The following is a 24,488-nucleotide window of genomic DNA, read 5'->3' as shown; positions in this document are numbered from 1 at the left end:
GTAGACGGCTACGCTCGCGATCCCGGCGTCCCGGCATGCACGGGCAACGCGGACAGCGATCTCGCCTCGGTTGGCGATGAGCACCTTGCGCACGATGGCTCCCTCCTTGCTGTGTTATCCCGGGGGCCACCCCCGGACTCCCGGCCGGTCTCCCGGGCCGGGGTGCTCGGCGGGTCACCGCGCCGAAGACTTCCCTGAAACACGCTGAGTTTAGGGACTGCCGACACGGCCTTTCGACCCGTCCCCAATGGTGAGCTTGCCCACACGGAGCGTGATTCGAGGCGTGCTCGCGACGCGAAACCCCTTGTCGCACCACGGTACGCCGAGTTTCTTCACCGCAGAGTAGCTCTCCGATGTGGTCAAGGTCTCTGTTCTGCCGCCCCTCGGCCGATCGTGATTCTTTGTGGAGTCCCTACGAATGGCCGAATGATTCTTTGCCTGTGCTCAGACCCTTGTCCGGTGGTTTACCCATTAGTAGCGTTCGAGGTGTCGTTCGTACTGCTGGTAACAGAGGCTGGGAACCTGAGGGGTGGGCGTCGTGGCGCGGAGACCGGTGGCTGTGGTGGCCGCGATCGTGCTCTTTCTGGAAGCAGTCGGCATCGTGGCGATCAACGGCATCCTCGCCACCTTCGTCGACGGCCAGAACATGTCCCTGGACGGCCTGGATCCGGATGTCATGGCCATGAGTACCTGGGTGATGGGCGGCGTCCTCGGCTTCTACCTGGCCGTCTGCGGTGTGGTGCTGCTGGTCACCGGCCTGCGTGACCGTGCGCCCGGCCGCTTCGGCCGCATCCTGCTGATCGCCTGCGCGGTCCTGCACGGTGTCCTCGGCGCCCTGACCGTGGGCCTGGTCGGCTGGCACGCCTTCGCGTTCCTGATGGTGGTGCTGGGGCTGGTCGTGCTGTCGCTCGTGCTGTACGCCCAGCCGGAGGCGGCGGACGCGGAGGAGCCGGTGCCCGCCGACGCGGGGTCTCCGGTCTCCGACGGTCCCGCCACTGCGTGACCGTTCTGCGGCCGACGGGAGTTGACGGACGTCGAGGCCCGGTGCCTCAGACCCAGAGGTCCGTGATCCGGATCTCCAGCTCGCCCAGCAGCCGCCGCAGCAGCGGCAGCGACAGCCCGATCACATTGCCGTGGTCGCCCTCGATCGCGTCGACGAACGGTGCCGAGCGGCCGTCCAGCGTGAACGCGCCCGCCACGTGCAGCGGTTCGCCGCTCGCGACGTACGCGGCGATCTCGGCGTCCGTCGGGTCGCCGAAGCGGACCGTGGTGGAGGCCGTGGCCGAGACGCGGCGGCCGGAGGCGGTGTCGATCACGCAGTGACCGGTCTGCAGGATGCCCGCGCGCCCGCGCATGGACTTCCAGCGAGCGATGGCCTCTTCCGCGTCGGCCGGCTTGCCGAGGGCCTCGTTGTCGAGTTCGAGGACGGAGTCGCAGCCTATGACGAGTGCGCCGGCGGTCCCGAGCAGGGCGGCCACCGCGGCGGCCTTCGCCTCGGCGAGGACCAGGGCGAGCTCACCCGGGGTCGGGGCGGTCAGCGCGTCCTCGTCGACACCGCTGACGATCACCTCGGGGGCGAGTCCGGCCTGGCGGAGCAGGTTCAGGCGGGCGGGCGAGGCGGAGGCGAGGACGAGGCGGCGGCGCTGATCGGTCATGCGGGCCATCGTAGGGGGCGGGGTGTGCTGCGGTCCCGGGGTCGGGTCGATGCGGGCCGGCCGCTGATGCGGACCCACTGCTCAGTGCGACCCACGGCTCAACGCAACCCACCGCTGCGGACCCACGATCCGGTGTGGACCAGCGGTTCAGCGCGGACCTGCGATCCAGTGCGGACCACGATTCGGCGCTGACCCGCCGCTGAGTGCTGACCCGCCGCTCAGTGCAGACCCACGACGAACATCGCGACGATCATCGCGATCGCCAGCAGGATCCCCGCGCGCCGCATCATCACCTGCATGTCGCGCATCTCCTGGGGAGGCTCGTTCTCGGGGTCGGACCACAGCATGCCTTCGATCCTGATGCTGTGGTGTCCGGGGCGCCTGAGTATCCGTACTCAGGCGCCCCGGTGCCAACGGACTAATCACGCACAGGTGAAGCTACGGTGAACGCACCCACCGTGCCAGGCGTCGCGAGCCAGGCGGGAGTTCTAAAACACGGCCTAGCTGGGCCAGAACGTGCGCGACCAGGCCCGCGGCCCCGGCTGCAGTGCCCGCTCCCGCGCGATGCGCGCGGGATCCGACCAGCCCTCGGGCGGCTGCGGCGCGCCGGACACGGCCGAGGCCGTCGCCGCGGCGCGCGCCTGGACCACCGCCAGTGCGGCGGCCAGCTCCTCCGGGGTCGGATTGCCCCGTACGACCTTGATCATCTCGACTCCTCGAGGTCCAGGGGGCTACAGGGGAATGTTGCCGTGCTTCTTCGGAGGAAGGTTTTCCCGCTTCGTTCGCAGCTGACGCAGGCCCTTCACGATCTGCGCGCGGGTGTCGGACGGCATGATCACCGCGTCGATGTATCCGCGCTCGGCCGCGATGTACGGGTTGAGCAGGGTGTCCTCGTAGTCCGCGATCAGCTCGGCACGGAGCGTCTCCTGGGACTCCGGGTCATCGGCCGCCGCGATCGTACGGCGGTGCAGGATGTTCACCGCGCCCTGCGCTCCCATCACCGCGATCTGCGCGGTCGGCCAGGCGAGGTTCAGGTCGGCGCCGAGGTGCTTGGAGCCCATGACGTCGTACGCGCCGCCGAACGCCTTCCGCGTGATCACCGTGATCAGCGGAACCGTCGCCTCCGCGTATGCGTAGATCAGCTTGGCGCCGCGCCGGATGATGCCGCCGTACTCCTGGTCCACGCCCGGCAGGAAGCCAGGGACGTCCACGAAGGTCAGCACCGGGATGTTGAAGGCGTCGCAGGTGCGCACGAACCGTGCGGCCTTCTCGCTCGCGTTGATGTCGAGACAGCCCGCGAACTGCATGGGCTGGTTGGCGACGATGCCGACCGGGTAGCCCTCGACACGCCCGAAGCCCGTGACGAGGTTCGGCGCGAACAGCGCCTGTGTCTCCAGGAATTCACCGTCGTCCAGCACGTGCTCTATGACGGTGTGGATGTCGTACGGCTGGTTGGCGCTGTCCGGGATCAGTGTGTCCAGCTCGCGGTCCTCGTCCGTGAGGTCGAGAGCGGCCTCCTCGGGGAAGGCCGGCGGCTCGGACAGATTGTTCGACGGCAGGTACGACAGCAGGGACTTGATGTACTCGATCGCGTCCTTCTCGTCGCCCGCCATGTGATGAGCGACACCGGAGGTGGTGTTGTGCGTACGGGCTCCGCCCAGCTCCTCGAAGCCGACGTCCTCACCGGTGACCGTTTTGATGACGTCGGGGCCCGTGATGAACATGTGCGAGGTCTGGTCGACCATCACCGTGAAGTCGGTGATCGCGGGGGAGTAGACAGCACCGCCCGCGCACGGGCCGACGATCAGCGAGATCTGCGGGATCACACCGGAGGCGTGCGTGTTGCGGCGGAAGATCTCGCCGTACATGCCGAGGGCCATGACGCCCTCCTGGATCCGGGCGCCGCCGGAGTCGTTGATGCCGATCATCGGGCAGCCGGTCTTCAGCGCGAAGTCCATCACCTTGACGATCTTCTGGCCGAACACCTCGCCCAGCGCCCCGCCGAAGACGGTGAAGTCCTGCGAGAACACGGCCACCGGGCGCCCGTCCACGGTGCCGTAGCCGGTGACGACCCCGTCTCCGTACGGGCGGTTCTTCTCCAGGCCGAAGTTGGTCGAGCGATGCCGGGCGAACTCGTCCAGCTCGACGAACGAGCCCTCGTCAAGGAGGAGCTCGATCCGCTCACGGGCCGTCAGTTTGCCCTTGGCGTGCTGCTTCTCGACCGCACGCTCGGAGCCCGCGTGTGTTGCCTCGTCGATGCGGCGCTGGAGATCAGCGATCTTTCCCGCGGTCGTACGAATGTCGATCTCGGACATCGGGATGCGGCTCCCTGCCTGGTCACGGGGTTCTTGGCTACTGACTCGTAGCGTATCGGCGCGGATACGGTTCGGCAGTGCGGCGTTTGCCACACCGCACTGCGCTTGCGAACGAGATCCGGTACGGGTTTCCGCCCGCCCATGCCCATCATCGCGCTCCACCGCGCCTCCTCCACCGCGCCCGTTCCCGGGCCACCACCGCGCCCGTTCCCTGGCTCACCAACGCGCCCGCCGCCCGGGATGCGCCGCGCCGTCCCCGAGGCCCGTTCGCCTCACGGGCACGGGAACGGCCAAGCTGTGCGGCATGACGCCTGACGACGCCTCCCAAGGCCGCTGGTCCGACCTCGACCGGCCCCCGCTGAACGCTGCCGCGCTGCGCCGCGCCCTGCTGCGCCCGGGCGGTCTGTGGACCTCGCTCGACATCGTCGCGGCGACCGGCTCCACCAATTCCGATCTCGCGGCCCGCGCCGCTGAGCTCCCCGAGGGCGCCGTGCTCGTCGCCGAGGAGCAGACCGCGGGCCGCGGCCGCCTCGATCGCACCTGGACGGCGCCCGCGCGCTCCGGGCTCTTCCTCTCCGTACTGCTCAAGCCGGACGTGCCGGTCGAGCGCTGGGGCTGGCTGCCACTGCTCACCGGGGTCGCCGCCGCGACCGGCCTGGCCAAGGCCGCGGGCACCGACTTCGCCCTCAAGTGGCCGAACGACCTGCTGGTGAAGGTCCACGGCGAGGAGCGCAAGACCGGCGGCATCCTCGCCGAGCGCACGGGTGACGACGGTGTCGTCATCGGCATCGGCATCAACGTCACCCTGCGTGAGAACGAACTCCCCGTCCCCGAGGCCGGCTCCCTCGCCCTCGCCGACTCCGTGTCCACCGACCGTGACCCACTGTTGCGGGCACTGCTGCGCTCACTGGAGCACTGGTACGGACAGTGGCGCGACGCGGGCGGCGATCCGCACCTGTCCAGGCTCCAGGAGACCTACGCGGCGGGCTGCTCGACGCTGGGCCGCACGGTCCGGGCCGAGCTGCCGGGCGACCGCTCGCTCACCGGCGAGGCGGTCGCGATCGACGGCGACGGGCGGCTCGTGGTGACCACTCCGGACGGCGAGGATCACCCCATCGGCGCCGGCGACATCGTCCACCTGCGCCCGGGCGGCTGAACCGGCCGGGCAACCAGGACGTGAGCCAGGGCACACCTGCCGTATCGTTGAGGCCGCGCCGGGGGTCCGTGGGATCCACGGACCGGCACGGCATGACAGATCGGCAGGGCAGTGCGCAGGGAACGGGCAGGAGGCGGCCGGTGACCGTCGACGACACGACTTCCGGCGCGGGCTCCTCCGGCAAGGGTTCCTCCGGTTCCGGCCGGAAGCAGCAGTCGGACGTCCACCCGACGCCGCACCACGAGGTCGACCACACGGCCGAACCGACCAAGGACCCGCTCGCCATCCGTCTGGAGCAGCTGATCCTCGGCGCCGACCGCCGCTACACACCGTTCCAGGCGGCCAGGACCGCCGGTGTCTCCATGGACCTGGCGTCCCGCTTCTGGCGGGCCATGGGCTTCGCCGACATCGGCCAGGCCAAGGCCCTCACCGAGGCCGACGTCCTGGCCCTGCGGCGGCTCGCCGGTCTGGTCGAGGCGGGACTGCTGAGCGAGCCGATGGCGGTGCAGGTTGCCCGGTCGACCGGGCAGACCACGGCGCGCCTCGCGGAATGGCAGATCGACTCCTTCCTGGAGGGGCTGACCGAGCCGCCGGAGCCGGGCATGACCCGCACCGAGGTCACGTATCCGCTGGTCGAGCTGCTGCTGCCGGAGCTGGAGGAGTTCCTGGTCTATGTGTGGCGGCGCCAGCTGGCCGCCGCGACCGGTCGGGTCGTGCAGGCCGCGGACGACGAGGAAATGGTCGACCGGCGGCTCGCGGTCGGCTTCGCGGACCTCGTCGGCTTCACCCGGCTGACCCGCCGGCTGGAGGAGGAGGAGCTCGGCGAGCTGGTCGAGTCGTTCGAGACGACCTGCGCCGACCTGGTCGCGGCGCACGGCGGTCGGCTGATCAAGACCCTCGGTGACGAAGTGCTGTACGCGGCGGACGACGCGGGCACGGCCGCGGAGATCGCGATGCGGCTCATCGAGACGCTGACGCATGACGAGTCCATGCCGGCGCTGCGGGTCGGGATCGCCTTCGGCACGGTCACGACCCGGATGGGCGATGTGTTCGGTACGACGGTGAACCTGGCGAGCCGGCTCACCTCGATAGCGCCGAAGGACGCGGTCCTGGTGGACGGGGCGTTCGCGGAGGAGCTGTCGCGTGCGGGCGACGCGCCGGTGTCGGAGGCGCAGGCGGCGGAAGAGGCGGTCGCGGCGGAGAAGGAGGGCCGGACGCCGCCGTCGTACCGTTTCGCGCTGCAGCCGATGTGGCAGCGGCCGGTGCGTGGACTGGGTGTGGTGGAGCCCTGGCTGTTGACGAGGCGCCCCACCTAGGGCCTGTCGTTCGGATCTTGCCGGGCTCGGGCCAGGCCCTAGGATCCTCCCGGTGAACCATCGTTAACCAGGAGGCTATCCATATGTCCGAGCAGCGGTTCGGGGAATTCGTCGTCGTACGCCGCCTTGAGGACGGGCACGTCGCCGAGCTGGTGCTCGACCGGCCGAAGGCGATGAACGCGGTGTCGACGGACATGGCCCGGTCGATCGGCGCGGCGTGCGAGGCGCTCGCGGCGGATCCCGCGGTCCGGGTGACCGTGCTGACATCCTCGAACGAGCGGGCGTTCTGCGTGGGCGCCGACCTCAAGGAGCGGAACTCCTTCACGGATGCCGAGTTGGTACGGCAGCGGCCGACCGCCCGGGCGGCGTACACCGGAGTGCTGGAACTGCCGATGCCGACGGTCGCGGCAGTGCACGGCTTCGCGCTGGGCGGCGGGTTCGAGCTGGCGCTCGCCTGCGATGTGATCGTGGCCGACGCGACGACGGTCGTGGGGCTGCCCGAGGTGTCCGTGGGGGTGATCCCGGGCGGCGGCGGTACGCAGCTGCTGCCCCGCCGGGTGGGTGCGGCGCGCGCGGCGGAGCTGGTGTTCACGGCGCGTCGCGTGGAGGCGTTCGAGGCGCGGGAGTTGGGCCTGGTGGACGAGCTGGCCGAGGACGCCCGTACGGCCGCGCTGGAACTCGGGGCGCGGATCGCGGCGAACTCGCCGGTCGGGCTGCGGGCCGCCAAGCGGGCGCTGCGGCTCGGGCAGGGGCTCGACCTGCGGGCCGGTCTGGAGGTCGAGGACGCGGCGTGGCGGTCGGTCGCGTTCTCCGGGGACCGGGCCGAGGGCGTCGCGGCGTTCAACGAGAAGCGGAAGCCGGAATGGCCCGGCGAGTGAATCCTTCCCACCCGTCGAGTGAAACCTTCCTGAATGTCCCTAAGCTGGGGTAATGGGTGAGGATGTTCGGCTGCGAGCCGTGGTGGCGCTCGCACAGTCGATGGCCGCCGCGCACACTCCGCGGGAGTCGTGGCGGGCGGCCGCCGTGGGCGCGTGTGACGCGCTGGCCGGGAGCTTTGCCGCGCTGTCGGTCTGGGAGCGGGACTGTGGCCGGCTGAAGGTGCTCGTCAACGCGGGGGACAGGGCCGCGGACGAGGAGGAGTTCCCGGACGGCGAGACCTATCCGGTGCACCGCTTCCCGGAGATCACGGAGTTTCTCCATGAGCAGTGGGCGGGGGGCGGTGCACCGCGCGCGTGGGTCGAGACGGCGGAGGGTCCGGCGGCGGACGACCACGGCTACAGCCATCACCGCGTCGACGCGCTGCGGCAGCGTGGGCGGGGCTGCTGCGTCGTCGCACCGATCGTGCTGCACGGGCGGGCGTGGGGGGAGCTGTACGTGGCCCGGGCGGCGGGCCGGCCCGTGTTCGACCGGGACGACGCGGACTTCGCGACGGTGCTGGCGTCGGTGGTGGCGGCCGGGATCGCGCAGCAGGAGCGGCTGGAGGAGGTCCGCAGGCTCGCCTTCACGGACCCGCTCACCGGGCTCGCGAACCGGCGGGCCGTGGACATGCGGCTCGACGAGGCTGTCGAACAGCACCGTACGGACGGTTCGGTGGTCTCGCTGGTGGTCTGCGACCTGAACGGTCTCAAGCGGGTCAACGACACCCTCGGCCATGCGACGGGCGACCGTTTGCTGGAGCGCTTCGGCTCGGTGCTGTCGCTCTGCGGGGCGATGCTGCCGGGCGCGCTGGCGGCACGGCTGGGCGGTGACGAGTTCTGCCTGCTGACGGTCGGGCCCCCGGCGGACGACGTGGTGAAGGTAGCCGACGAACTGTGCGAGCGTGCGGCCGAGTTGAAGCTGGGGGAGGGTGTGGCCTGCGGCGTGGCCTCCACCGGCGACCCCATCGGCCCGGTCCGCTCGGCCCGCCGTCTGTTCCGTCTGGCCGACGCGGCCCAGTACCGGGCGAAGGCCGCCCGCTCCCGCGCCGCGGTCGTCGCGGGCCGCGACGACACGGTCCTCCCGCTCGCGGACGCGCCGCCCTCCACCCCCCAGGACCGCCGCCGCTTCCGCGATGCGCGTCATTGACGCGGCAGGGAACCGGGGCAGGTCTCCGGACCGGCAGGTCCCGGGACCTCCGTACGGCCGCCGGTCGTGTGCTCAAGCGCCGGACGGGCTCCGACGCCCGCACGCAGGCGTAAGGAGTCCCTCCCCGCAGAGGTGGTGACAGAAAGAGATTCAATCCGTAGGGTGCTGAATATGGATATGCACACTGTCGTGGTGGGGACATCCGGGACCACCGTCGAGGACGTCATCGCCGTCGCCCGCGGCAACGCCCGTATCGAGCTCTCCGAGGACGCCGTCGCCGCCCTCGCCGCCGCGCGGGAGATCGTGGACGCGCTGGCCGCGAAGCCCGAGCCGGTGTACGGCGTGTCGACCGGTTTCGGCGCGCTCGCGACCCGGCACATCGGTCACGAGCTCCGCACCCAGCTGCAGCGCAACATCGTCCGGTCGCACGCCGCCGGCATGGGCCCGCGCGTCGAGCGCGAGGTCGTTCGCGCGCTGATGTTCCTGCGGCTGAAGACCGTGGCCTCCGGCCGCACCGGAGTGCGCCCGCAGGTCGCGCAGACCATGGCCGATGTGCTCAACGCCGGGATCACGCCCGTCGTCCACGAGTACGGCTCGCTCGGCTGCTCCGGTGACCTCGCGCCGCTGTCCCACTGCGCGCTGACGCTGATGGGGGAGGGGGACGCGGAAGGGCCCGACGGCACGGTCCGCCCCGCCGGCGAGCTCCTCGCCGCCCACGGCATCGAGCCCGTCGAGCTGCACGAGAAGGAAGGCCTCGCCCTCCTCAACGGCACCGACGGCATGCTCGGCATGCTGATCATGGCCCTGGCCGACCTCCAGCGGCTCTACACCTCCGCCGACATCACCGCCGCCCTCTCCCTGGAGGCCCTGCTCGGCACGGACAAGGTCCTCGCCCCCGAGCTGCATGCCATCAGGCCCCACCCCGGCCAGGCCGCCTCCGCCGACAACATGCTGCGCGTGCTCGCCGGTTCCGGGCTCACCGGGCACTTCCAGGAGGAGGAGGCGCCCCGCGTCCAGGACGCGTACTCGGTGCGCTGCGCCCCGCAGGTCGCGGGCGCCGGCCGCGACACCCTCGCGCACGCCCTGCTCGTCGCCGAGCGTGAGCTCGCCTCCGCCGTCGACAACCCCGTCGTGCTCCCCGACGGCCGTGTCGAGTCCAACGGGAACTTCCACGGCGCCCCCGTCGCGTACGTCCTCGACTTCCTGGCGATCGCCGCCGCCGACCTCGGCTCCATCGCCGAGCGCCGCACCGACCGGCTCCTCGACAAGAACCGCTCGCACGGCCTGCCGGCCTTCCTCGCCGACGACGCCGGCGTCGACTCGGGTCTGATGATCGCCCAGTACACGCAGGCCGCCCTGGTCAGCGAGATGAAGCGACTGGCCGTCCCGGCGTCTGTCGACTCCATCCCGTCCTCCGCGATGCAGGAGGACCATGTCTCCATGGGCTGGTCGGCCGCCCGCAAGCTGCGCACGGCGATCGGGAACCTCACCCGGATCATCGCCGTGGAGCTGTACGCGGCGACCCGCGCGATCGAGCTGCGGCGCCATGTGACCCCGGCTCCCGCCTCGCAGGCCGCCATCGGGGCGCTGCGCGCGGCGGGCGTCGAAGGCCCGGGACCCGACCGCTTCCTCGCGCCGGACCTGGCTGCCGCCGAGGAGTTCGTACGGGACGGCAAGCTCGTCGCCGCCGTGGAGCCGGTGACCGGCCCGCTGGCCTAGGCCGTGCACCGGCGCCGTACGCGCCGTAGCAGGCAGAGCAGGGCCTCCCCGCCCGGGGGAGGCCCTGCTGTCGTGCTTCAGGTCTGTCGTGCTTCAGGCCATGTGGCCGGTCCTGTCCTGCGCACCGCGAAGCTCACGAACCCGGCCCCGATCCCCAGGAACGCCATCCCGCCGATCAGATACGGTGCGGTCCGCACGCTGCCCGTGTCGGCCAGAGCCAGCTCCTCGGAGCCGTTCCGCGTGGTCGGCGCCGAGCCGGAAGCGGAAGCTCCGGACTGCTCCTGGGCCGGCTGCGCGGCCGCACCGCCAGCTGTCGCGTTTGCCGAGGGGACGAACCACAGAGCGCAGAGAAGGGTGCCGGCCGCGGTGGCGGTCAGCAGTGGACGGCGAGCGACGGACACGGGATCGATCCCCCTTGTGACATCGGCGAATTGGCCGTGTGCGGTGATGCTGCCGCGATGCTAGTGAAAGCAGCGGGTCGCAGGAAAGTCGGGTGTCCCTGAGGCCTAGTCTCCGTCGTATGACCACTTCTGAGACATCACGCTATGTGCGGCTACACGTCGAATTGGTGCTGGAGGTCGCGGAACCGGAGGCGCTGACCGGCGCCGCCCTCGACCGTATCGAAGCGGACGGCCTCATGCCGGACGAGGAACGCCTGCACGCCGGATCCGCCGTACGCGAGGACGCCGCCGAGGCGCTCGCGTATCTCGTCGACCCCTTCGACCTGCTCGGCGAGGTCCCGGGCGTGGATCTCGCCCAGGCGTCATGGAGCTGTGAGCAAATCGACTACGACCCCGATGCCGAAGAGTGGATTCTCGACGAGGAAGATGGGGAGATGGACGACGGCGAGGACGACGAAGACGAAAGCCAGAGCGACCGCGCCGGGCGGCTGTAACAACCTGAACCCCGGAGCCCCGCACCTCCGGGGCCTCCGGGGCCACCCGAGGACGGATGAGCCGGAGCCCGCCGGGGCCCCGGGGCGCCGCGTCGGCGAACCGGGGCCCGTTGGCATCCGTGTCCGAAGGGGGAGCCCATAGCCGGTACAGCCGGAACCGGAGCCTCCGGAGGCGCGTCGGTCAGTGGTGTGCGCCACATCGGCGCCCGAAGCGAAACCGCGCGTGGCGGAATGGGTGTTCTGAAAAGAGATGGCAGGGAATCGGCGACGATGGAGAAGCGTGTGATGACGGTCAGCAAGCGGCGCAGAGGCCTCGTGGCCGCGTCCGCACTGCTCGGCGGCGTGCTGGTGCTTTCGGCCTGCAGTGGGGGCGACGACGGCAAGAACAGCGGCGACGAGGGCTCGAAGAAGTCGCAGGCGCAGGTCGACGCGGCGGCCGCGAAGGACGCCTCGGACGCCCGAATAGTCATCTCACCCAAGAACGGCGCGACCAACGCGAGCATCAACAAGGACGCCAAGGTCACCGTCAGCAAGGGCAAGCTCACCGAGGTCACCATGACCACCGGCGAGGGCAGGAGCGTCAAGGGCACGCTCGCCGCCGACGGCACGAGCTGGCAGCCGGACGAGCAGCTGGAGCGCGCGACCGTCTACAAGATCGCCGCCACCGCCAAGGACTCCCAGGGCCGTGAGGCCCACGAGAACTCCTCCTTCACCACCGTCTCCCAGGCCAACAGCTTCATCGGGAACTTCACGCCCGAGGACGGCTCCACCGTCGGCGTCGGCATGCCGGTCTCGATCAACTTCAACAAGGCGATCACCGACCGCAAGGCCGTCCAGTCCGGCATCACCGTCTCCAGCAGCAGCGGCCAGGAGGTCGTCGGCCACTGGTTCAACTCGCAGCGGCTCGACTTCCGCCCCGACCAGTACTGGCAGGCGGGCTCCACCGTCACGCTGAAGCTGAAGCTCGACGGAGTCGAGGGCGCCGAGGGCGTCTTCGGCGTCCAGCAGAAGACGGTCACCTTCAAGATCGGCCGTAACCGGGTCTCCACCGTCGACGCCGCCGCCAAGACCATGACGGTCACCGAGGACGGCAAGACGATCAAGACCATCCCGATCTCCGCCGGTTCGCCGGAGAACCCGACCTACAACGGTCAGATGGTGATCTCCGAGAAGTTCAAGGAGACCCGGATGAACGGTGCGACGGTCGGATTCACCGACGACGACGGCAAGGGCGAGTACGACATCAAGGACGTCCCGCACGCCATGCGGCTCTCCTCGTCGGGCACGTTCATCCACGGCAACTACTGGGGCTCCGACAGCGTCTTCGGCAGCGTCAACACCAGCCACGGCTGTGTCGGCCTGAACGACGTCAAGGGCGCGGGCGACCCGAACCAGCCCGCCGCCTGGTTCTACGACAACTCGATCGTCGGCGACGTCGTGGTCGTCAAGAACTCCCAGGACACGACGATCAAGCCGGACAACGGCCTCAACGGCTGGAACCTGAGCTGGGCCGACTGGAAGGCCGGCTCGGCGGTCTGACCCTCGCGACCTCGTCCACCGCACCATGACGGCGGCGGCTCCCGGAACACTCCGTGAGCCGCCGCCGTCGTCGTACGGCATCCGCCCGGTGCCCTCGTACGGCCCGGGTCCGCCCGGTGCGCCGAGGACCGGTGCGCGTGGCGTACCGCCGGCGCCAGGGACACTCAGTGCGTCGCCGAGGTGACCGTGCTGTCCCAGTCGCTGCGGAAGAAGGACGACGGGGTGCGACTCGGCGCCCATCACTACTACGCGACCAGCGACGACGCGACCTTCGAGGCTCTGGCAGGCACCTTCGACCTGATCATCAACACGGTGTCGGCGCCGCTGCCGCTGGACAAGTTCCCGGGGCTGCTGAAGACCGACGGGGCGATGGTGAACGTCGGCGCCCCCGAGGAGCCCGTGTCGCTGAACGTCTTCTCCCTGATCGGCGGCCGCAGGACCCTCGCCGGCTCCGGGATCGGCGGACTCCCCGAGACCCAGGAGATGCTCGACTTCTGCGCCGAGCACGGGCTGGGCGCGGAGATCGAACTGATCCGGGCGGACCAGATCAACGAGGCGTACGAGCGGGTGCTGCGCAGCGACGTCCGCTACCGGTTCGTGATCGACACCTCGACGATCTGACGGACCGGCGCGTGCCCGCCCCGGCCGGCTCACCTGCCCCGCCCGGCTTACCCGGCAGGTAATCGACGGGGCGGACCAGTCCGGGCACGATCGGATCATGAGCGCATACGCGATAGGCAATCTGCATCCCGCGGCCCGTCTCGACGACGAGGTCCTCGTCTACATGGAGCGCATCCAGGCCACGCTCGACCCCTTCGACGGACGGTTCCTCGTGCACGGAGCCCCCGAGCGCGAGGTGCCGGAGGGGAAGTGGCCGGGTGCACTCGTCATCATCGCATTCCCTTCCCTGGACGCCGCCCGCGGCTGGTACGACTCCGCGGCCTACCAGGAGCTGCTGCCGCTGCGCACCCGGCACATGGCGGGCGACGTCCTGCTGATCGACGGCGTACCGCCGGGTTATGCCCCCGCGGACACCGCGGCGAAGCTGAGGGCCGCGCAGACGTCGCAGGCGCAGGCCTAGACGAGTAAGTCCTATCTCCCGCCTGCTTCGCGACGCCCGGCACGCACATCTGCTGCGTTGTCGGGATCGTCCAAGTACGCCCAGTACGAGGACGACCCTCCGCCTTGCATCTGCACGCACCAGACGCCGCGAAGCCCGCCCTCCGGGCGGACGGCGGGAGATAGGACTTACTCGTCTAGGGCCGGCCCAGGGCCTGTCCTGCAGGAGGCCGATGATGCCGCCATTGATGCCGCCGGTGATCAGACGATGCCGGTCAAACCCTCGATCGCCGTCCGCGCCCACTCCTGCGCCCCTACCGCCGTACCGGCCGCCACCCCGGTCGCGACCGGAGCCAGTGAACCCTTGAGCATGGCAAGCGCGCGGCGGAGCCTGCCTTCCTCGGGGGCGTCCGGCCGGCTGATCGTCGCGAGGACCTCTCTGGCCGCGGACTCGGCGTCCTCGCGGTCCTGTTCGGCGAGGCCGGCCTGGGGCAGCTGCCGGAGCAGGCCGGTGACCAGCTCGGCGAGTGCCTCGAAGCCCGGGGCAACCGTGCTGTTGGTCTGCTGGTTCTGGGTGACCGTGTCGTTGTTCCAGGCGAGCTGAGCGCCTGAGACCCCGGCGTTGAACACCGGCCCGTCGTAATTATTGACGTTCTGCGGGTCGTTCATGTGCTGGAACCGTCCTCGTTGGTCTGCTGCTGGATGACGTTGTTGTTGTTCCACGCCAGCTGAGCACCGTGGACCTCGGCGTTGAACACCGGGCCGTCGTAGTTGTTGACGATCGTCGACGGACGCTCGACCGGCTTTTCGATCTGCTTGACGACCGGCAGCGACGTGCGCAGCGAGACCAGGTCGACGCGGCCGTTGTCCTGCACGGCCACGCCCTGCGTTCCTTTCACGGAACTGTCCACCAGCCGACCGCCGCACGTGCCTTGGAAGGTGGCACCCGCTGTCGCGCAGTCGACGAACTCGCTGTTCACGACATCCAGATAGGCGGAGTCATTGCCGCCGAGGCCGAAGCCCTCCGAGCCGGTCACAGTGAGGTTCCGCGCGACGAGCCTCGCCTTGCCGAACGCGATGACCCCACCGGTGCTCACGGCTTTGACGTCACAGTCGTGCACGAACAGCTGAGCGTCCTCGGCGACGCCGAAGCCCAGCGCTCCGCGCTCCGCCGTCACGCCTCTGAGCGTGACCCGGGACTGGCCGAGAACCTCCACCGCGGACATGTCGAAGTCACGGAACACCGTGTCGGCAATGTCGGCCGTGGTGCCGCCGTTGCCCCGGGTCTCCACGTGCGACGGGCAGCGCTCCACACGGACTTGCTCGAACACGGCCTTGGCTCCGTCCATGACCCGCAGTGCGACACTCGTCAGATCCTCGATGTCGACCCTTGTGAAGCGGCCTCTGGCGGCGTCGGTGACGGCAATGCCGACGTTGCCTCGCGAGATGCGGCAGCCGTGGACCTCCGGAGCGCCGCCCTTGGTCGACAACACCGCGACGTTGCCCGCGTCGAAGACCTCGCAGTCCTCGAACCTGCCACGGCCCGAGGTCGCGACGTTGATGCCGGTGTCGCGACACCCGGTGAACGCGCAGCCGCGCACCACCGGGTCGGCACCACTCGCCACCCCGATCCCGTGTTCCGCATCGGTGACGCGCGTGCCGTCCACGGAGCCCCTGGACTGCTCGATGAACATGATCGCCTCTGCGTGCACGGCGTTGATCGCGCAGTCGGCCACGGTGAGCTCGGCCCGCGTGTCGGCCATGATGGCCGCCTTTCCGGTGCCGGTCAGCTCGCACCCGGTGACCTGGGCACGCGCATCGCTGACGCGCACGCCGTGGATCCGGCTGCCCCCGATCCAGCTGTCGCGGACCAGGACGCGGGCGCCTTCGATCACCGCGACCGCATTGTCGGCGGCGTCGGTGAACCGGCATCGTTCGACGAGCCCGCCGGACCCGGTGAAGACGGCCCGGCCATACAGGATCACGCTGTCCCGCAGTGTCACGGAGGTGTTGGGCCTCGCGTGCACGCTGACGCCGTTGTGCGCCCGGATCTCCGACCGCTCGAGGGTGAGCGTTCCGGCGTGGCAGCCGACGACATCGGCGTCGCGGCCGATCAGCACCAGGCCGTGGACACGAACCGACCCGAAGGCGTCGAGGACGGCACCACGGGGCCTGCTCACCACCACGGAGCCAGGGCCGCCGACGGCGGCCAACTGGACCTCGCCCCGGACGGTGAGCGCCTCCTCGTAGCGGCCGGGCGCGATCTCGATCAGTGCCGCTCGGCCCCGTCCGGCCGCGGCGGAGAGAGCGGAGCTGATGTCGGGGTAGGCACGACGACCGCCGTGCGGCGAGACGAAGTACCTCGAGACCATTCCCGGCTTCCCCCCGCGCCGCTCACTCGGAACTGCCGATGTTACCCGAGCGGTTGAACGGCGGCGGCTATGAAGGGAGCCTGCGCCGAAGCTTGCGCCGTGGCTTCACGGTGTGGCTTCGGGCGTACGCGTAGGTGCGTATACGTATACGTATACGTATACGCATAGGTGGAGGAGCGCCGGGAGGACGCCTGCCTGTGCCTTACCCCGCGGGGGCGGCCACCGCCGACAGGGACGGTGGAGTCGCGGTCTCCGGGATCTCCACATCGGCCATCGATTCCGGCGTCTCCGAGACGGCTGCGGCGGCCGCGACGTCCGGGACCTCCGAGAGATCCGGGTTGTCCACCGGATCCGGGTCGGCCATCGATTCCGGCGTCTCCGAGACGGCTGCCGCGGCCGCGACGTCCGGGACCTCCGAGAGATCCGGGTTGTCCACCGGATCCTGCGGGCCCGGCAGGGCCAGCAGCCGCGACACGTCCGGCAGTGCGGCGGCGGGCAGCTCCGTGGCGCCGTCCCATGTGCCGTCCAAGAATCCGTTCAGGAGGTTCAGGACGCTGAGCAGGAGGTCGTCGACGACGCCCGGGCCCTCGGGGGCCGTCTCGGACTCGTCGGTGTCCGCCATCGTGTCGATCGGCTCGACGGCATCGACCTGCATCGGAGGAACGGGCTCGGCGGCGAAGGCGCTCGCCGCACCGGCGGCACCGAGCAGCAGGGCGACGGACAACATGGGTGGGGCCACGACGCGGGACAGCGCTCTGCGGGACATGGGACTTCCTTCTGATGGTGAGTGCGGGGTTCGATCGAATCCCCGCACTCACCGTCAGAGCCCCCGCAACCGACTGCAACCAGGGTGATCGCTTCGAGTGAACGGCCACCAGGTGAGTCGGCCCCCCGCGCCTCGTGGCTCCGCGCTGCTGTCTCTTCGACGCGTCTCGGGCCCCGAGACGCACGAGCAACCGGAGGTCCTGCCGTGCCCGTGCATCACGTCGGACAACGACGCCTGCCACGTCGGTAGGCGCGTCACACCGGGGCAGGCATCACCTTCAGGACGCTCCCACGCCTCTCGGACAGTCGCACGGCGCCGATGTGCTCGTCGCCGCTGCCGTAACCGGGACGGCTGCAGAGAGCGATGTGGCCGAGCCGCACGTTCCAGCAGCCATCTCGTGATGTGAGGGAAACCGCGGTCATGGGCGGCACATCGAGGTGCCAGAAGGCCTTCGCCGGTGCGGACAGAGCATGGATGAGCGAGGCCCGTACAACGGCCGGCTCGGCGATGGCCAAGGCGCGGCCCGTGTCGGGCCGCATGGCGCTCAGCCAGTCCGCGGTTCGGCGGCAGAGCTGGCGTACGGACTCGCCGCCGTGTGGTGCGGCATCCGGATCCGTGAGCCAGGCGGCAAATCCGTGGGGGTCGGTGGCGGCGATTTCGTCGACCGTGCGCCCGCTCCACGTGCCGTAGTCGAAGTCGCGCAGCGCGGGCTCCGGCGTCGCCTTCACGCCGAGCGCGTCAGCGGTCTGCGCGCAACGGAGCGAGGGCCCCCGGACGGCCCGCGAGTACGGGGGGAGCGCTGTTCCGGCGGCCCCTCCTGCCCCAGGCAGTGCCTCACGCTGGTCCCGATGCAGTGCCCCATGGCGATCCTCGTGCACTGCCCCACGGCGATCCTCATGCACTGCCTCATGGAGGCCGAGCTCGCTCACGGGTACGTCACCGAAGACTGCATCCCTCGTGAGGTCCCCGGCGGTGGCACACAGAAATGTCAGACGAACAGTCATACGGCTGACCTTCTTCCTGGACCGGCAGGACGCCGGAAGGTTGTGAGACTGCCGAAATCTCCGGGGGCCGGGGAGGCTGCAACGCTGCAGGCCGGGCCCCGTAGGGGGTTTCCTTGCCCGCCGCCGGTGAGCTGACCAGGCAGGCGGGTGTGGTGGCGGCGTGAAGCAGGTACTCCAGTGGTCCGCGCCGGAAGGCCCGGGTCCAGAGAAGGGCCGCCGACATGGCGACCACGGCGAAGCCGAGGAGGGCCAGCAGGGCGTCAGAGCCCTGCAGGCCGCCGATGCCCAGGGCCTTGATGGCGATGATGTGGCCGACGTATGCGGTCAGGGAGATCGAGCCGACCGCGACGACCGGCGCGGTCACCCACCGCAGTCGCGCCGCCGGGGCCGTGGCGACCAGGCAGGCGGCCAGGACCACCAGGCCGACGCCCGTGTTGCCCAGGATCGACCATGTCGTCTGGCTGTGCGGCGCGGCCACCAGCAGCCAGGCGGGAACGCCCGTGGCGGGGTTTTCACCGACTCCGTCGGCCCACCAGGCCGATGCCGCCGCCGTGGTGCCCGTGGCCGCGTTCACGGCGGCCGGCGCACCCGGGACCAGGTGCAGGGCCAGCCATGAGCCTCCGTAGCCGAGCACGGCCAGCGCGCCGCCGGACAGGGCCATCCTGGCACGTACGCCGGGCCTGGTGAGATCGAGCTTGGCCACCGCCATTCCGGCGATGACGAAGGACAGCCAGGTCAGTACCGGGTACGCGCCGGTGATGAACAGCTCGATGATCCCGTCCGAGCCGGTGATCCGGGCCAGCGGGTCGAAGGCGATGACGGCATCGGCCCAGCTTCCGTCGGCGACCGCCATCCGAAGCAGATACAGGACAGGGGGCAGCACGAGCGCGGTCGACGCGGCGATCACGGCCAGCGTGCCGGCCCGCAGCCGGTACAGCGGAAGGGTGAGGACGAAGAGCAGCCCGTAGAAGGCGAGGATCACGTCGACGTCGGTGCCCAGGGCGGTCAGGGCGTACCCCAGGGCGATCAGGACCGCGGAGCGGATCAGCACCCTGGCCACGGCCTGCTGCCCTGCGAGCCCGGTCCGCGGTTGCGGGCGGCCGGTCAGAAGGACCAAGGTGAAGCCGGCGAGCAGAGCGAACAGGGCAGCGGACCGGCCGCGCGCCAGCTCCATCACCCAGCCCAGTGGGCCGCCCACCGACGGGTCGGGGCCGACGTGGGCCGCGAACATGCCCAGGATCGCCAGACCGCGCGCCAGGTCGATCCCGATGAGTCGTCCTGTCGACGACGCACGGGAAGGGTGGCTTGCGCCGGCCACGGATCCCTGGGACGGCACGGCCGGCTGGACGTCGTGCCTCATGTGCTCCAGGGTCCGGGTCGGCCGCCGGGTTCAACCATCCTGCACGTGTCCGGAACCACCCCCGCCGACTGACTGGCGAGGTCCCGCCGCCCGGCCGGATCCGGTGTCCGGCACCGGCGGGGCGAGCCTCGGCGTGGTACGAATCGGACAGTGGTCCGACGGCGGTCCGACGGTGGTCCGAAGGCGAGTGGAGCACACGTGATCCGGGTACTGGTGGTCGACGACGAGGCCCTTATCCGTACGGGCTTCCAGCACATCCTCGACGCGGCGGACGACATCGAGGTCGTGGCGACGGTTCCGGGCGGCCTGGCGCTCCGGACGGCGCAGGACGTACTGCCCGACGTCGTGCTCCTGGACATCCGGATGCCGGACGTGGACGGACTCACCGTCCTGGCCGGTCTCCGTCGGCTGCCGCACCCTCCAGTGGTGGCCATGCTCACGACATTCGACATGGACGAGTACGTGGTGGCAGCTCTGCGCTCGGGCGCCGCCGGCTTCCTGCTCAAGGACACCGACCCCGAGGAGCTGCCGTTCCTGGTGCGGACCCTCGCCGACGGCGGCACCGTACTGTCGTCCAAGGTCACCCGGACGGTCGTGGACGGCTACCTGGACGCCGGCTGCCAGGAACCCGCCGCCCGCAGCCTCGACCGGCTGACCGAGCGCGAACGCGCCGTACTCGTCCTCATCGCCGAGGGCCTGTCCAACAGCGACATCGCCACCCGGATGAACCTGAGCACCGGGACGGTCAAGGACCATGTGAGCGCCATCCTCACCAAGCTGGAGGTGGGCGGCCGAGTCCAGGCCGCCCTGCTCGCCGAACGGGCCGGCCTCCTCAAGCCGGCGCGGGAGCCGGAGCGGCCGCGGGAGCCTGAGCGGACGCGCGATGGGGAGCCGCCTCGGGAGGAGCGGCCTCGGGACCAGGAGCGGTCTCCGGATCAGGATCGGCCTCGGGACCAGGAGCGTCCCCGGGATCAGGAGCGGTCTCCGGATCAGGATCGGCCTCGGGATCAGGATCGGCCTCGGGATCAGGAGCGGCCTCGGGACCTGGAGGAGGAATGACCCCCCGCCGCCTGCCCGCCCCGCTGCTGGACGCCGCTCTCGTCGCAGCCTCGCTGCTCGACGTCTGGGTCCACTTCGACGCCGACGAGCGGCTACGGATGGCGTGCGCCACGGCCGCTGCCTTCGCTCTTCTTCTGCGTCGCCGGCTGCCGCTGCTCACCTTCCTGCTCACGCTGCCCGCCGTCCTGTTCTCCGACGCGATCGTCGCCGCGCTGGCCGCGCTGTACACGCTCGCCACACTCACGCGCCGCCGCATCCTGCTGGCCGTCTGCGCTCTCGCGTTCACGATCAGCGGCATCACCTCGTGGCCGTCACCGGCCTTCGACCTGTCGGACACCTCGACCTTGATCACTCTGGGCTATACGGCGGCGACGGCGGCCGCTCCCGTCTTCCTCGGCCAGCTCGTCCAGGCCCGGCGCGATCTGTCGCTGCGGCTCGCCGAGATCTCCGAGGCGCGTGACCACGAGCGGCTGCTGACCGCCCAGGCCGTACTGGCCAAGGAACGCGCGCAGCTCGCCCGGGAGATGCACGACGTGGTCTCCCACCAGGTCAGCCTGATCGCGGTACGGGCCGGAGCGCTCCAGGTCGGCGCCCAGGACGCCGAGGTCAAGGAGGCCGCGGCCACGATCCGGAGGCTGAGCGTCCAGACCCTGGACGAACTGCGGCACATGGTCAGCGTCCTGCGCGCCTCCGGGGGCCGCCCCACAGAGCTGACCCCGCAGCCGTCCCTGGCCGATCTCCAGCAGCTGGTCACCAGCAGCGGCATCGATGCCGAACTGCGGACGGACCTGCCCGACGGCCTCCCGCCCACCGTCCAGCGGGCCATCTACCGCACCGTCCAGGAGGCGCTGACCAACGTACGCAAGCACGCGCCCGGCGCCACCGCGACGGTTCACATACGCCACGCGGGCGACGTCGTCCGTGTCACGGTCACCAACACCGCACCGACCCGGCCCTCCCTCCCACTGCCCAGTGCGCACTACGGCCTGGTCAGCCTGCGCCAGCGCGCCGCGCTCCTCGGCGGCACCGTCAGCGTCGGCCCGACGCCCGACGGCGGCTACGAACTTCGCCTGGACCTTCCGGTCGACGGCACGTCGTGACCGGGTACGCCGGACCGTTGGCCAGGCCGGCGACCGGGTGCGTCACGCCCACGCCTCGAGGAGGTCCTCCGGCGTGATGCTGAGGACACCCCCGGCAGTACAGCCGCTACGGGCGACGGCAAGCAGAGGCGTGCCATCGTCGGCGCCGGGGAGCCGGGAGCGGTGAGTGATCAAGCGGGCGAGGTCCCGATGATCGAAGGGCTTGTTCTCCAGCCATTTGATCGATCCGGCGAGAGTGATCTTCTTGGCGATGGGCGAACGGTCGGCGCCGATGATGTCTGGCGTGAGGAATCTGCGCGCGGAGCGCGCTGCTCACCGGTCGGTGTCGGTGAGCAGCGCGGTCAGTGTTGCGGCGACGTCCGAAGGCAGTGCCTCAGCCGTCGGCCTTCGCGACGTCGATCGGGCACGAGGCGCCCGTCCCGGCGAGCCCTTGCTGCCATATGACCCGTGGGATCACGCGCGCAGACCCGTGAGCCCGTCATACGCGGCCGTGACGATCTCCAGTCCCCGATTGTCGTCCGCCGGTTCGCGCATCTGATGTGTCACGTACGCCACTGCCATACGGGCGGCAGGATCGATCATGACCAGTGAGCCGCCCCAACCGCCCCACCCGTAGGTGTTGCCGAAGAGCCCGTAGCCCAGACCCCAGCGCATCGGCATGCCCAGGACGCGGTCATCGCCGTGGAACTGCTCCTCCCGGGCACGGTCACACCCCGCCTGCGACAGCAGCCGCGCCCCCCGCACCGATCCTCCGCAGGCCATCACGGACTGGACGAGGGCGACCGAGCGGGCGTTGCCGAGCCCGTTCGCCGCAGGGATTTGCGCACGGCGCCAGGCCACGCTGTTCCCGTCGTGGACCCGTATCGGGGTCCCGGCGGCGGGAGTCGCGCCGCCGGCGGGGGCACTCGCGGCGTAGCCGTCGTCCCGGGACTGTGGCGGGATCGTCAGCGCCACCCGGTGGTCGTGCTCGGCGGGCAGGCCGATGTGGAAGTCCGCGCCCAGCGGGCCGGCAACCTCGTCGGCGAAGAACGCGCCCAGGGTCCGGCCGGTGATGCGGCGTACGACCTCGCCCACGAGGAACCCCTGGGTGAGCGAGTGGTATCCGGCCTCGCTGCCCGGCTCCCATTGCGGAGCCTGCGCGGCCAGTCGTGCCGTGGCGGATGTCCAGTCGTACAGCTCCGCCACCGGCCCGTCCCAGTCGGGCAGGCCGGCCGTGTGCGCGAGCAGGTGGCGTACCAGCACCTTCTCTTTGCCCGCCGCGGCGAACTCCGGCCAGTACCGGGCGACCGGTGCGGCCAGGTCGAGTTCGCCACGGTCGGCGAGAACCAGCGCGCACAACGCGGTCATCGTCTTGGTGACGGACCAGACGTTGACGATCGTGTCGCGCTGCCACGGGATCGTACGGTCGGCGTCGGCGAATCCGCCCCAGACGTCCACCACCGGCCGGCCGTCCACGAAGACGGCCACCGAGCCACCGGCGTCTCCCTCGTCCAGCAATCCCGCCAGCGCGCTGGGCACGGCAGTGAACAGATCATCGTATGAGCCCTGAATGTCTGCCATGCGGAGAATCTAGCCAGCTTGGGGTGACGCGAGGCAACTGAATTCCCGGCCCGCTAGGCCGTGTTTGAGAACTAGCGCCGTCCGCCCGTAGGGCGGGGCGCGCGGCGTCAGGTGCGTGCGATCGCAAGGCGGTGGGGGCACCTCCCAGGCGCAGCTCTGGGGGAGATCATCCTCGTACTGGACGTACGTGGATGAGTCCGACAACGCAGGGTGGGGGCACCTCCCGTGCCCGAAGGGCTACGGGGGAGTGCGTGCCAGGCGTCGCGTGCCAGGCGGGAGTTCTCAAACACGGCCTAGGGGCGACTGTCCCTCAGTGGCTTCCGGCGCAGGGGCGATGCCGGTCGGGCGCGACGCCCCCTGGTTCGTCTCGAACGGGGTACTTGGCTTTACCCCCGTGCCGGCGAGCCTGTGCTGCCATGTGACCCATGGGCCGGAGCGGGCTGTCGGGTGGAGCAGCCCGTCATCCGCGTAGGTGGGCAAGAAGCTCGTCTCCAGCGGGATAGGGGCGTTCCTGGGGCAGCAGTCGGGCGGCGGAGGCCAGGTCCCCGCTGCTGACGAGGGCTGGGATCTCGTGGGCGAGTGGGGTTACGTCGCGGATGGCGACCGTCCACTCGTCCGCGTAGCGTCGTGCGGCCTCACCGGAGAGGCCGAGTTGCAGGGACCGGTACGGCAGGGGTTGCAGGTGCAGGTCCCGCTCGGGGTCCCACTGTGCGCGGGTGGGCGCGCGCTTCAACTGACGCTGCCAAGTTGCGCGGTCGGGGTGGAGCCCGCGGGCGTAGCTCGACAGACACGCCTGGCGCAGCGCCCACTCGAAGCCGTCGCGAGTGATCTCGACAGCCAGAACGGTCTCCTGCCCTGCCTTGGCGCCCCAGCCGCAGCGGTACATCATCCACAGGAACGACGGCTTGATCCATGTCAAGCCTCGCTCACAGACTTTAGCCGCGCGCTGGGGTCGGTCGCCCGTCAGTTGTTGGCCCGTGTGCCCTGTCCCGTAGCTACGCGTGTGATCTTGAATATCGCCATGGTGACCAGAAGGGGCTTGGGACCACCACCGATGGGGTGGTTGTCGATGGTGCCCGCGTAGACGGCGAGCCCCTTAGCCTTCAACTCGTCCAAGAGACCGGTGATGCCTCGCTGAGACTCACGCACGGAAGAGCGGGACACCTCTATGTCCTCAGAAATCTCAAGACAGTCCGTGAAGGTTTGGACGGCAGCGTCAATGAGGTCTTCCTCCTCCTCTGTGCAGTCGTCCGGCTCGACCGCTGGCATCCACGCGTCACTGACCTACAGCGAAGACAAGAGGGCCTCGGATTCCGATCGATCCGGGGCCCTCTGCTGTCGATGTTGAGCGGTGGCGCGATGGGGCGGGCACCACGGGATTTACCACGCCCCCGGCGCGCGCCGAAGGCGCGCTGCACTGCTGACCTGCGAGTATGGCGCTCCTGTCACTGCCCGGAGAGCTAGTTGGTCCACGCAGGTCCAGATCTTGGAAGTAGCTCTCATATGTGGTGAGTGGTCGATGCAAGCACAGCCACGAGCGGGCAGAGCG

Annotated in this window: 24 protein-coding genes and 2 pseudogenes; 12 read left to right on the top strand and 14 right to left on the bottom strand. The window is 70.3% G+C overall.

The genetic code is table 11. The features are described 5' to 3' along the window. Window positions 1–93, bottom strand: a 93-nt coding sequence (locus tag ACZ6ZQ_RS16450) for a biotin carboxylase N-terminal domain-containing protein (protein WP_280842533.1), incomplete at its 3' end; no start/stop codon positions are given. Between the two features lie 436 nt (window positions 94–529). On the opposite strand from ACZ6ZQ_RS16450, the gene ACZ6ZQ_RS16445 reads away from it, so the two are divergent. Next, window positions 530–1,003 carry a hypothetical protein gene (locus tag ACZ6ZQ_RS16445; RefSeq protein ID WP_469769217.1) on the top strand — a complete coding sequence of 158 codons (474 nt, stop codon included), beginning with the start codon at window positions 530–532 and terminating at the stop codon, window positions 1,001–1,003. Between the two features lie 46 nt (window positions 1,004–1,049). Here the strand turns inward: ACZ6ZQ_RS16445 and ACZ6ZQ_RS16440 are convergent, their stop codons facing one another. The 4 genes from ACZ6ZQ_RS16440 to ACZ6ZQ_RS16425 all read right to left on the bottom strand — a co-directional run bounded on the left by ACZ6ZQ_RS16440 (window position 1,050) and on the right by ACZ6ZQ_RS16425 (window position 3,970). Next, complete coding sequence (locus tag ACZ6ZQ_RS16440) at window positions 1,050–1,664, bottom strand: nucleoside triphosphate pyrophosphatase (RefSeq protein ID WP_469769216.1); 615 nt, start codon at window positions 1,662–1,664, stop codon at window positions 1,050–1,052. A gap of 209 nt (window positions 1,665–1,873) precedes the next feature. Continuing rightward, on the bottom strand, window positions 1,874–2,002 hold the full coding sequence (gene mmpB, locus ACZ6ZQ_RS16435) for a morphogenic membrane protein MmpB (protein ID WP_469769215.1): 129 nt from the start codon (window positions 2,000–2,002) through the stop codon (window positions 1,874–1,876). Window positions 2,003–2,155: 153 nt separating this feature from the next. Beyond that, window positions 2,156–2,362: an acyl-CoA carboxylase epsilon subunit gene (locus tag ACZ6ZQ_RS16430; protein WP_469769214.1), complete on the bottom strand. Its 207-nt coding sequence runs from the start codon at window positions 2,360–2,362 to the stop codon at window positions 2,156–2,158. Between the two features lie 24 nt (window positions 2,363–2,386). After that, window positions 2,387–3,970, bottom strand: coding sequence for an acyl-CoA carboxylase subunit beta (locus ACZ6ZQ_RS16425; protein ID WP_469769213.1), 1,584 nt, complete (start codon window positions 3,968–3,970; stop codon window positions 2,387–2,389). 304 nt (window positions 3,971–4,274) lie between these two features. Between ACZ6ZQ_RS16425 and ACZ6ZQ_RS16420 the strand changes: the two genes are divergently transcribed. From ACZ6ZQ_RS16420 to hutH, 5 genes are all read left to right on the top strand, one after another. Next, a complete protein-coding gene (locus tag ACZ6ZQ_RS16420) occupies window positions 4,275–5,126 on the top strand; it encodes a biotin--[acetyl-CoA-carboxylase] ligase (RefSeq protein WP_469769212.1) in 852 nt (283 codons plus the stop codon). Between the two features lie 140 nt (window positions 5,127–5,266). Further along, window positions 5,267–6,442, top strand: coding sequence for an adenylate/guanylate cyclase domain-containing protein (locus ACZ6ZQ_RS16415; protein WP_469769211.1), 1,176 nt, complete (start codon window positions 5,267–5,269; stop codon window positions 6,440–6,442). An 83-nt stretch (window positions 6,443–6,525) separates the two neighbouring features. Next, window positions 6,526–7,320: an enoyl-CoA hydratase/isomerase family protein gene (locus ACZ6ZQ_RS16410; protein WP_469769210.1), complete on the top strand. Its 795-nt coding sequence runs from the start codon at window positions 6,526–6,528 to the stop codon at window positions 7,318–7,320. A 52-nt stretch (window positions 7,321–7,372) separates the two neighbouring features. After that, window positions 7,373–8,506, top strand: coding sequence for a GGDEF domain-containing protein (locus ACZ6ZQ_RS16405; protein WP_469769209.1), 1,134 nt, complete (start codon window positions 7,373–7,375; stop codon window positions 8,504–8,506). Window positions 8,507–8,683: 177 nt separating this feature from the next. Next, window positions 8,684–10,225, top strand: a complete 1,542-nt coding sequence (gene hutH, locus ACZ6ZQ_RS16400) for a histidine ammonia-lyase (protein WP_469769229.1) — start codon at window positions 8,684–8,686, stop codon at window positions 10,223–10,225. Window positions 10,226–10,302: 77 nt separating this feature from the next. Here hutH and ACZ6ZQ_RS16395 read toward each other — a convergent pair whose 3' ends face one another. Beyond that, the gene (locus ACZ6ZQ_RS16395) at window positions 10,303–10,626 is read right to left on the bottom strand and encodes a hypothetical protein (protein WP_469769208.1); all 324 of its coding nucleotides are present in this window, start codon (window positions 10,624–10,626) and stop codon (window positions 10,303–10,305) included. Window positions 10,627–10,745: 119 nt separating this feature from the next. Between ACZ6ZQ_RS16395 and ACZ6ZQ_RS16390 the strand changes: the two genes are divergently transcribed. The 4 genes and pseudogenes from ACZ6ZQ_RS16390 to ACZ6ZQ_RS16375 all read left to right on the top strand — a co-directional run bounded on the left by ACZ6ZQ_RS16390 (window position 10,746) and on the right by ACZ6ZQ_RS16375 (window position 13,740). Then, window positions 10,746–11,120, top strand: a complete 375-nt coding sequence (locus tag ACZ6ZQ_RS16390; RefSeq protein WP_469769207.1) for a hypothetical protein — start codon at window positions 10,746–10,748, stop codon at window positions 11,118–11,120. Between the two features lie 270 nt (window positions 11,121–11,390). After that, window positions 11,391–12,659: a L,D-transpeptidase gene (locus ACZ6ZQ_RS16385; protein ID WP_469769206.1), complete on the top strand. Its 1,269-nt coding sequence runs from the start codon at window positions 11,391–11,393 to the stop codon at window positions 12,657–12,659. Between the two features lie 174 nt (window positions 12,660–12,833). Next, window positions 12,834–13,280, top strand: a pseudogene (locus ACZ6ZQ_RS16380) (zinc-binding dehydrogenase); the annotation flags it as partial. A gap of 97 nt (window positions 13,281–13,377) precedes the next feature. Further along, window positions 13,378–13,740, top strand: coding sequence for a DUF1330 domain-containing protein (locus ACZ6ZQ_RS16375; RefSeq protein WP_469769205.1), 363 nt, complete (start codon window positions 13,378–13,380; stop codon window positions 13,738–13,740). A gap of 239 nt (window positions 13,741–13,979) precedes the next feature. On the opposite strand, the gene ACZ6ZQ_RS16370 is transcribed toward ACZ6ZQ_RS16375, so the two are convergent. The 5 genes from ACZ6ZQ_RS16370 to ACZ6ZQ_RS16350 form a co-directional block, all read right to left on the bottom strand. Beyond that, window positions 13,980–14,387, bottom strand: a complete 408-nt coding sequence (locus tag ACZ6ZQ_RS16370) for a hypothetical protein (RefSeq protein ID WP_469769204.1) — start codon at window positions 14,385–14,387, stop codon at window positions 13,980–13,982. Next, a complete protein-coding gene (locus ACZ6ZQ_RS16365) occupies window positions 14,384–16,090 on the bottom strand; it encodes a right-handed parallel beta-helix repeat-containing protein (protein ID WP_469769203.1) in 1,707 nt (568 codons plus the stop codon). Before ACZ6ZQ_RS16365 ends, ACZ6ZQ_RS16370 begins: the two co-directional genes overlap by 4 nt. Before the next feature lie 202 nt (window positions 16,091–16,292). Further along, window positions 16,293–16,856 carry a hypothetical protein gene (locus ACZ6ZQ_RS16360; RefSeq protein WP_469769202.1) on the bottom strand — a complete coding sequence of 188 codons (564 nt, stop codon included), beginning with the start codon at window positions 16,854–16,856 and terminating at the stop codon, window positions 16,293–16,295. Between the two features lie 254 nt (window positions 16,857–17,110). Beyond that, entirely contained in the window at window positions 17,111–17,860 is a 750-nt protein-coding gene (locus tag ACZ6ZQ_RS16355; protein WP_469769201.1) for a histidine phosphatase family protein, read from the bottom strand. Continuing rightward, on the bottom strand, window positions 17,793–19,220 hold the full coding sequence (locus tag ACZ6ZQ_RS16350; protein ID WP_469769200.1) for a DUF418 domain-containing protein: 1,428 nt from the start codon (window positions 19,218–19,220) through the stop codon (window positions 17,793–17,795). The genes ACZ6ZQ_RS16355 and ACZ6ZQ_RS16350 overlap by 68 nt, the downstream gene beginning before the upstream one ends. Before the next feature lie 198 nt (window positions 19,221–19,418). Between ACZ6ZQ_RS16350 and ACZ6ZQ_RS16345 the strand changes: the two are divergent. Further along, window positions 19,419–20,075 (top strand): annotated as a pseudogene (locus ACZ6ZQ_RS16345) (response regulator); the annotation flags it as partial. A 200-nt stretch (window positions 20,076–20,275) separates the two neighbouring features. Next, window positions 20,276–21,379 carry a sensor histidine kinase gene (locus tag ACZ6ZQ_RS16340; protein WP_469769199.1) on the top strand — a complete coding sequence of 368 codons (1,104 nt, stop codon included), beginning with the start codon at window positions 20,276–20,278 and terminating at the stop codon, window positions 21,377–21,379. Between the two features lie 453 nt (window positions 21,380–21,832). Here ACZ6ZQ_RS16340 and ACZ6ZQ_RS16335 read toward each other — a convergent pair whose 3' ends face one another. The 3 genes from ACZ6ZQ_RS16335 to ACZ6ZQ_RS16325 form a co-directional block, all read right to left on the bottom strand. Further along, a complete protein-coding gene (locus ACZ6ZQ_RS16335) occupies window positions 21,833–22,939 on the bottom strand; it encodes a serine hydrolase domain-containing protein (RefSeq protein WP_469769198.1) in 1,107 nt (368 codons plus the stop codon). A gap of 460 nt (window positions 22,940–23,399) precedes the next feature. Continuing rightward, window positions 23,400–23,906 (bottom strand): DUF4291 domain-containing protein, encoded by a 507-nt coding sequence (locus tag ACZ6ZQ_RS16330; RefSeq protein ID WP_469769228.1) that lies wholly within the window; start codon window positions 23,904–23,906, stop codon window positions 23,400–23,402. Then, window positions 23,903–24,208 (bottom strand): hypothetical protein, encoded by a 306-nt coding sequence (locus ACZ6ZQ_RS16325; RefSeq protein WP_469769197.1) that lies wholly within the window; start codon window positions 24,206–24,208, stop codon window positions 23,903–23,905. Before ACZ6ZQ_RS16325 ends, ACZ6ZQ_RS16330 begins: the two co-directional genes overlap by 4 nt. Between the last annotated feature and the right edge of the window lie 280 nt (window positions 24,209–24,488).

The organism is Streptomyces sp. NPDC053673 (genome assembly GCF_055585225.1).
This window is presented reverse-complemented; position numbering and strand designations above follow the sequence as displayed.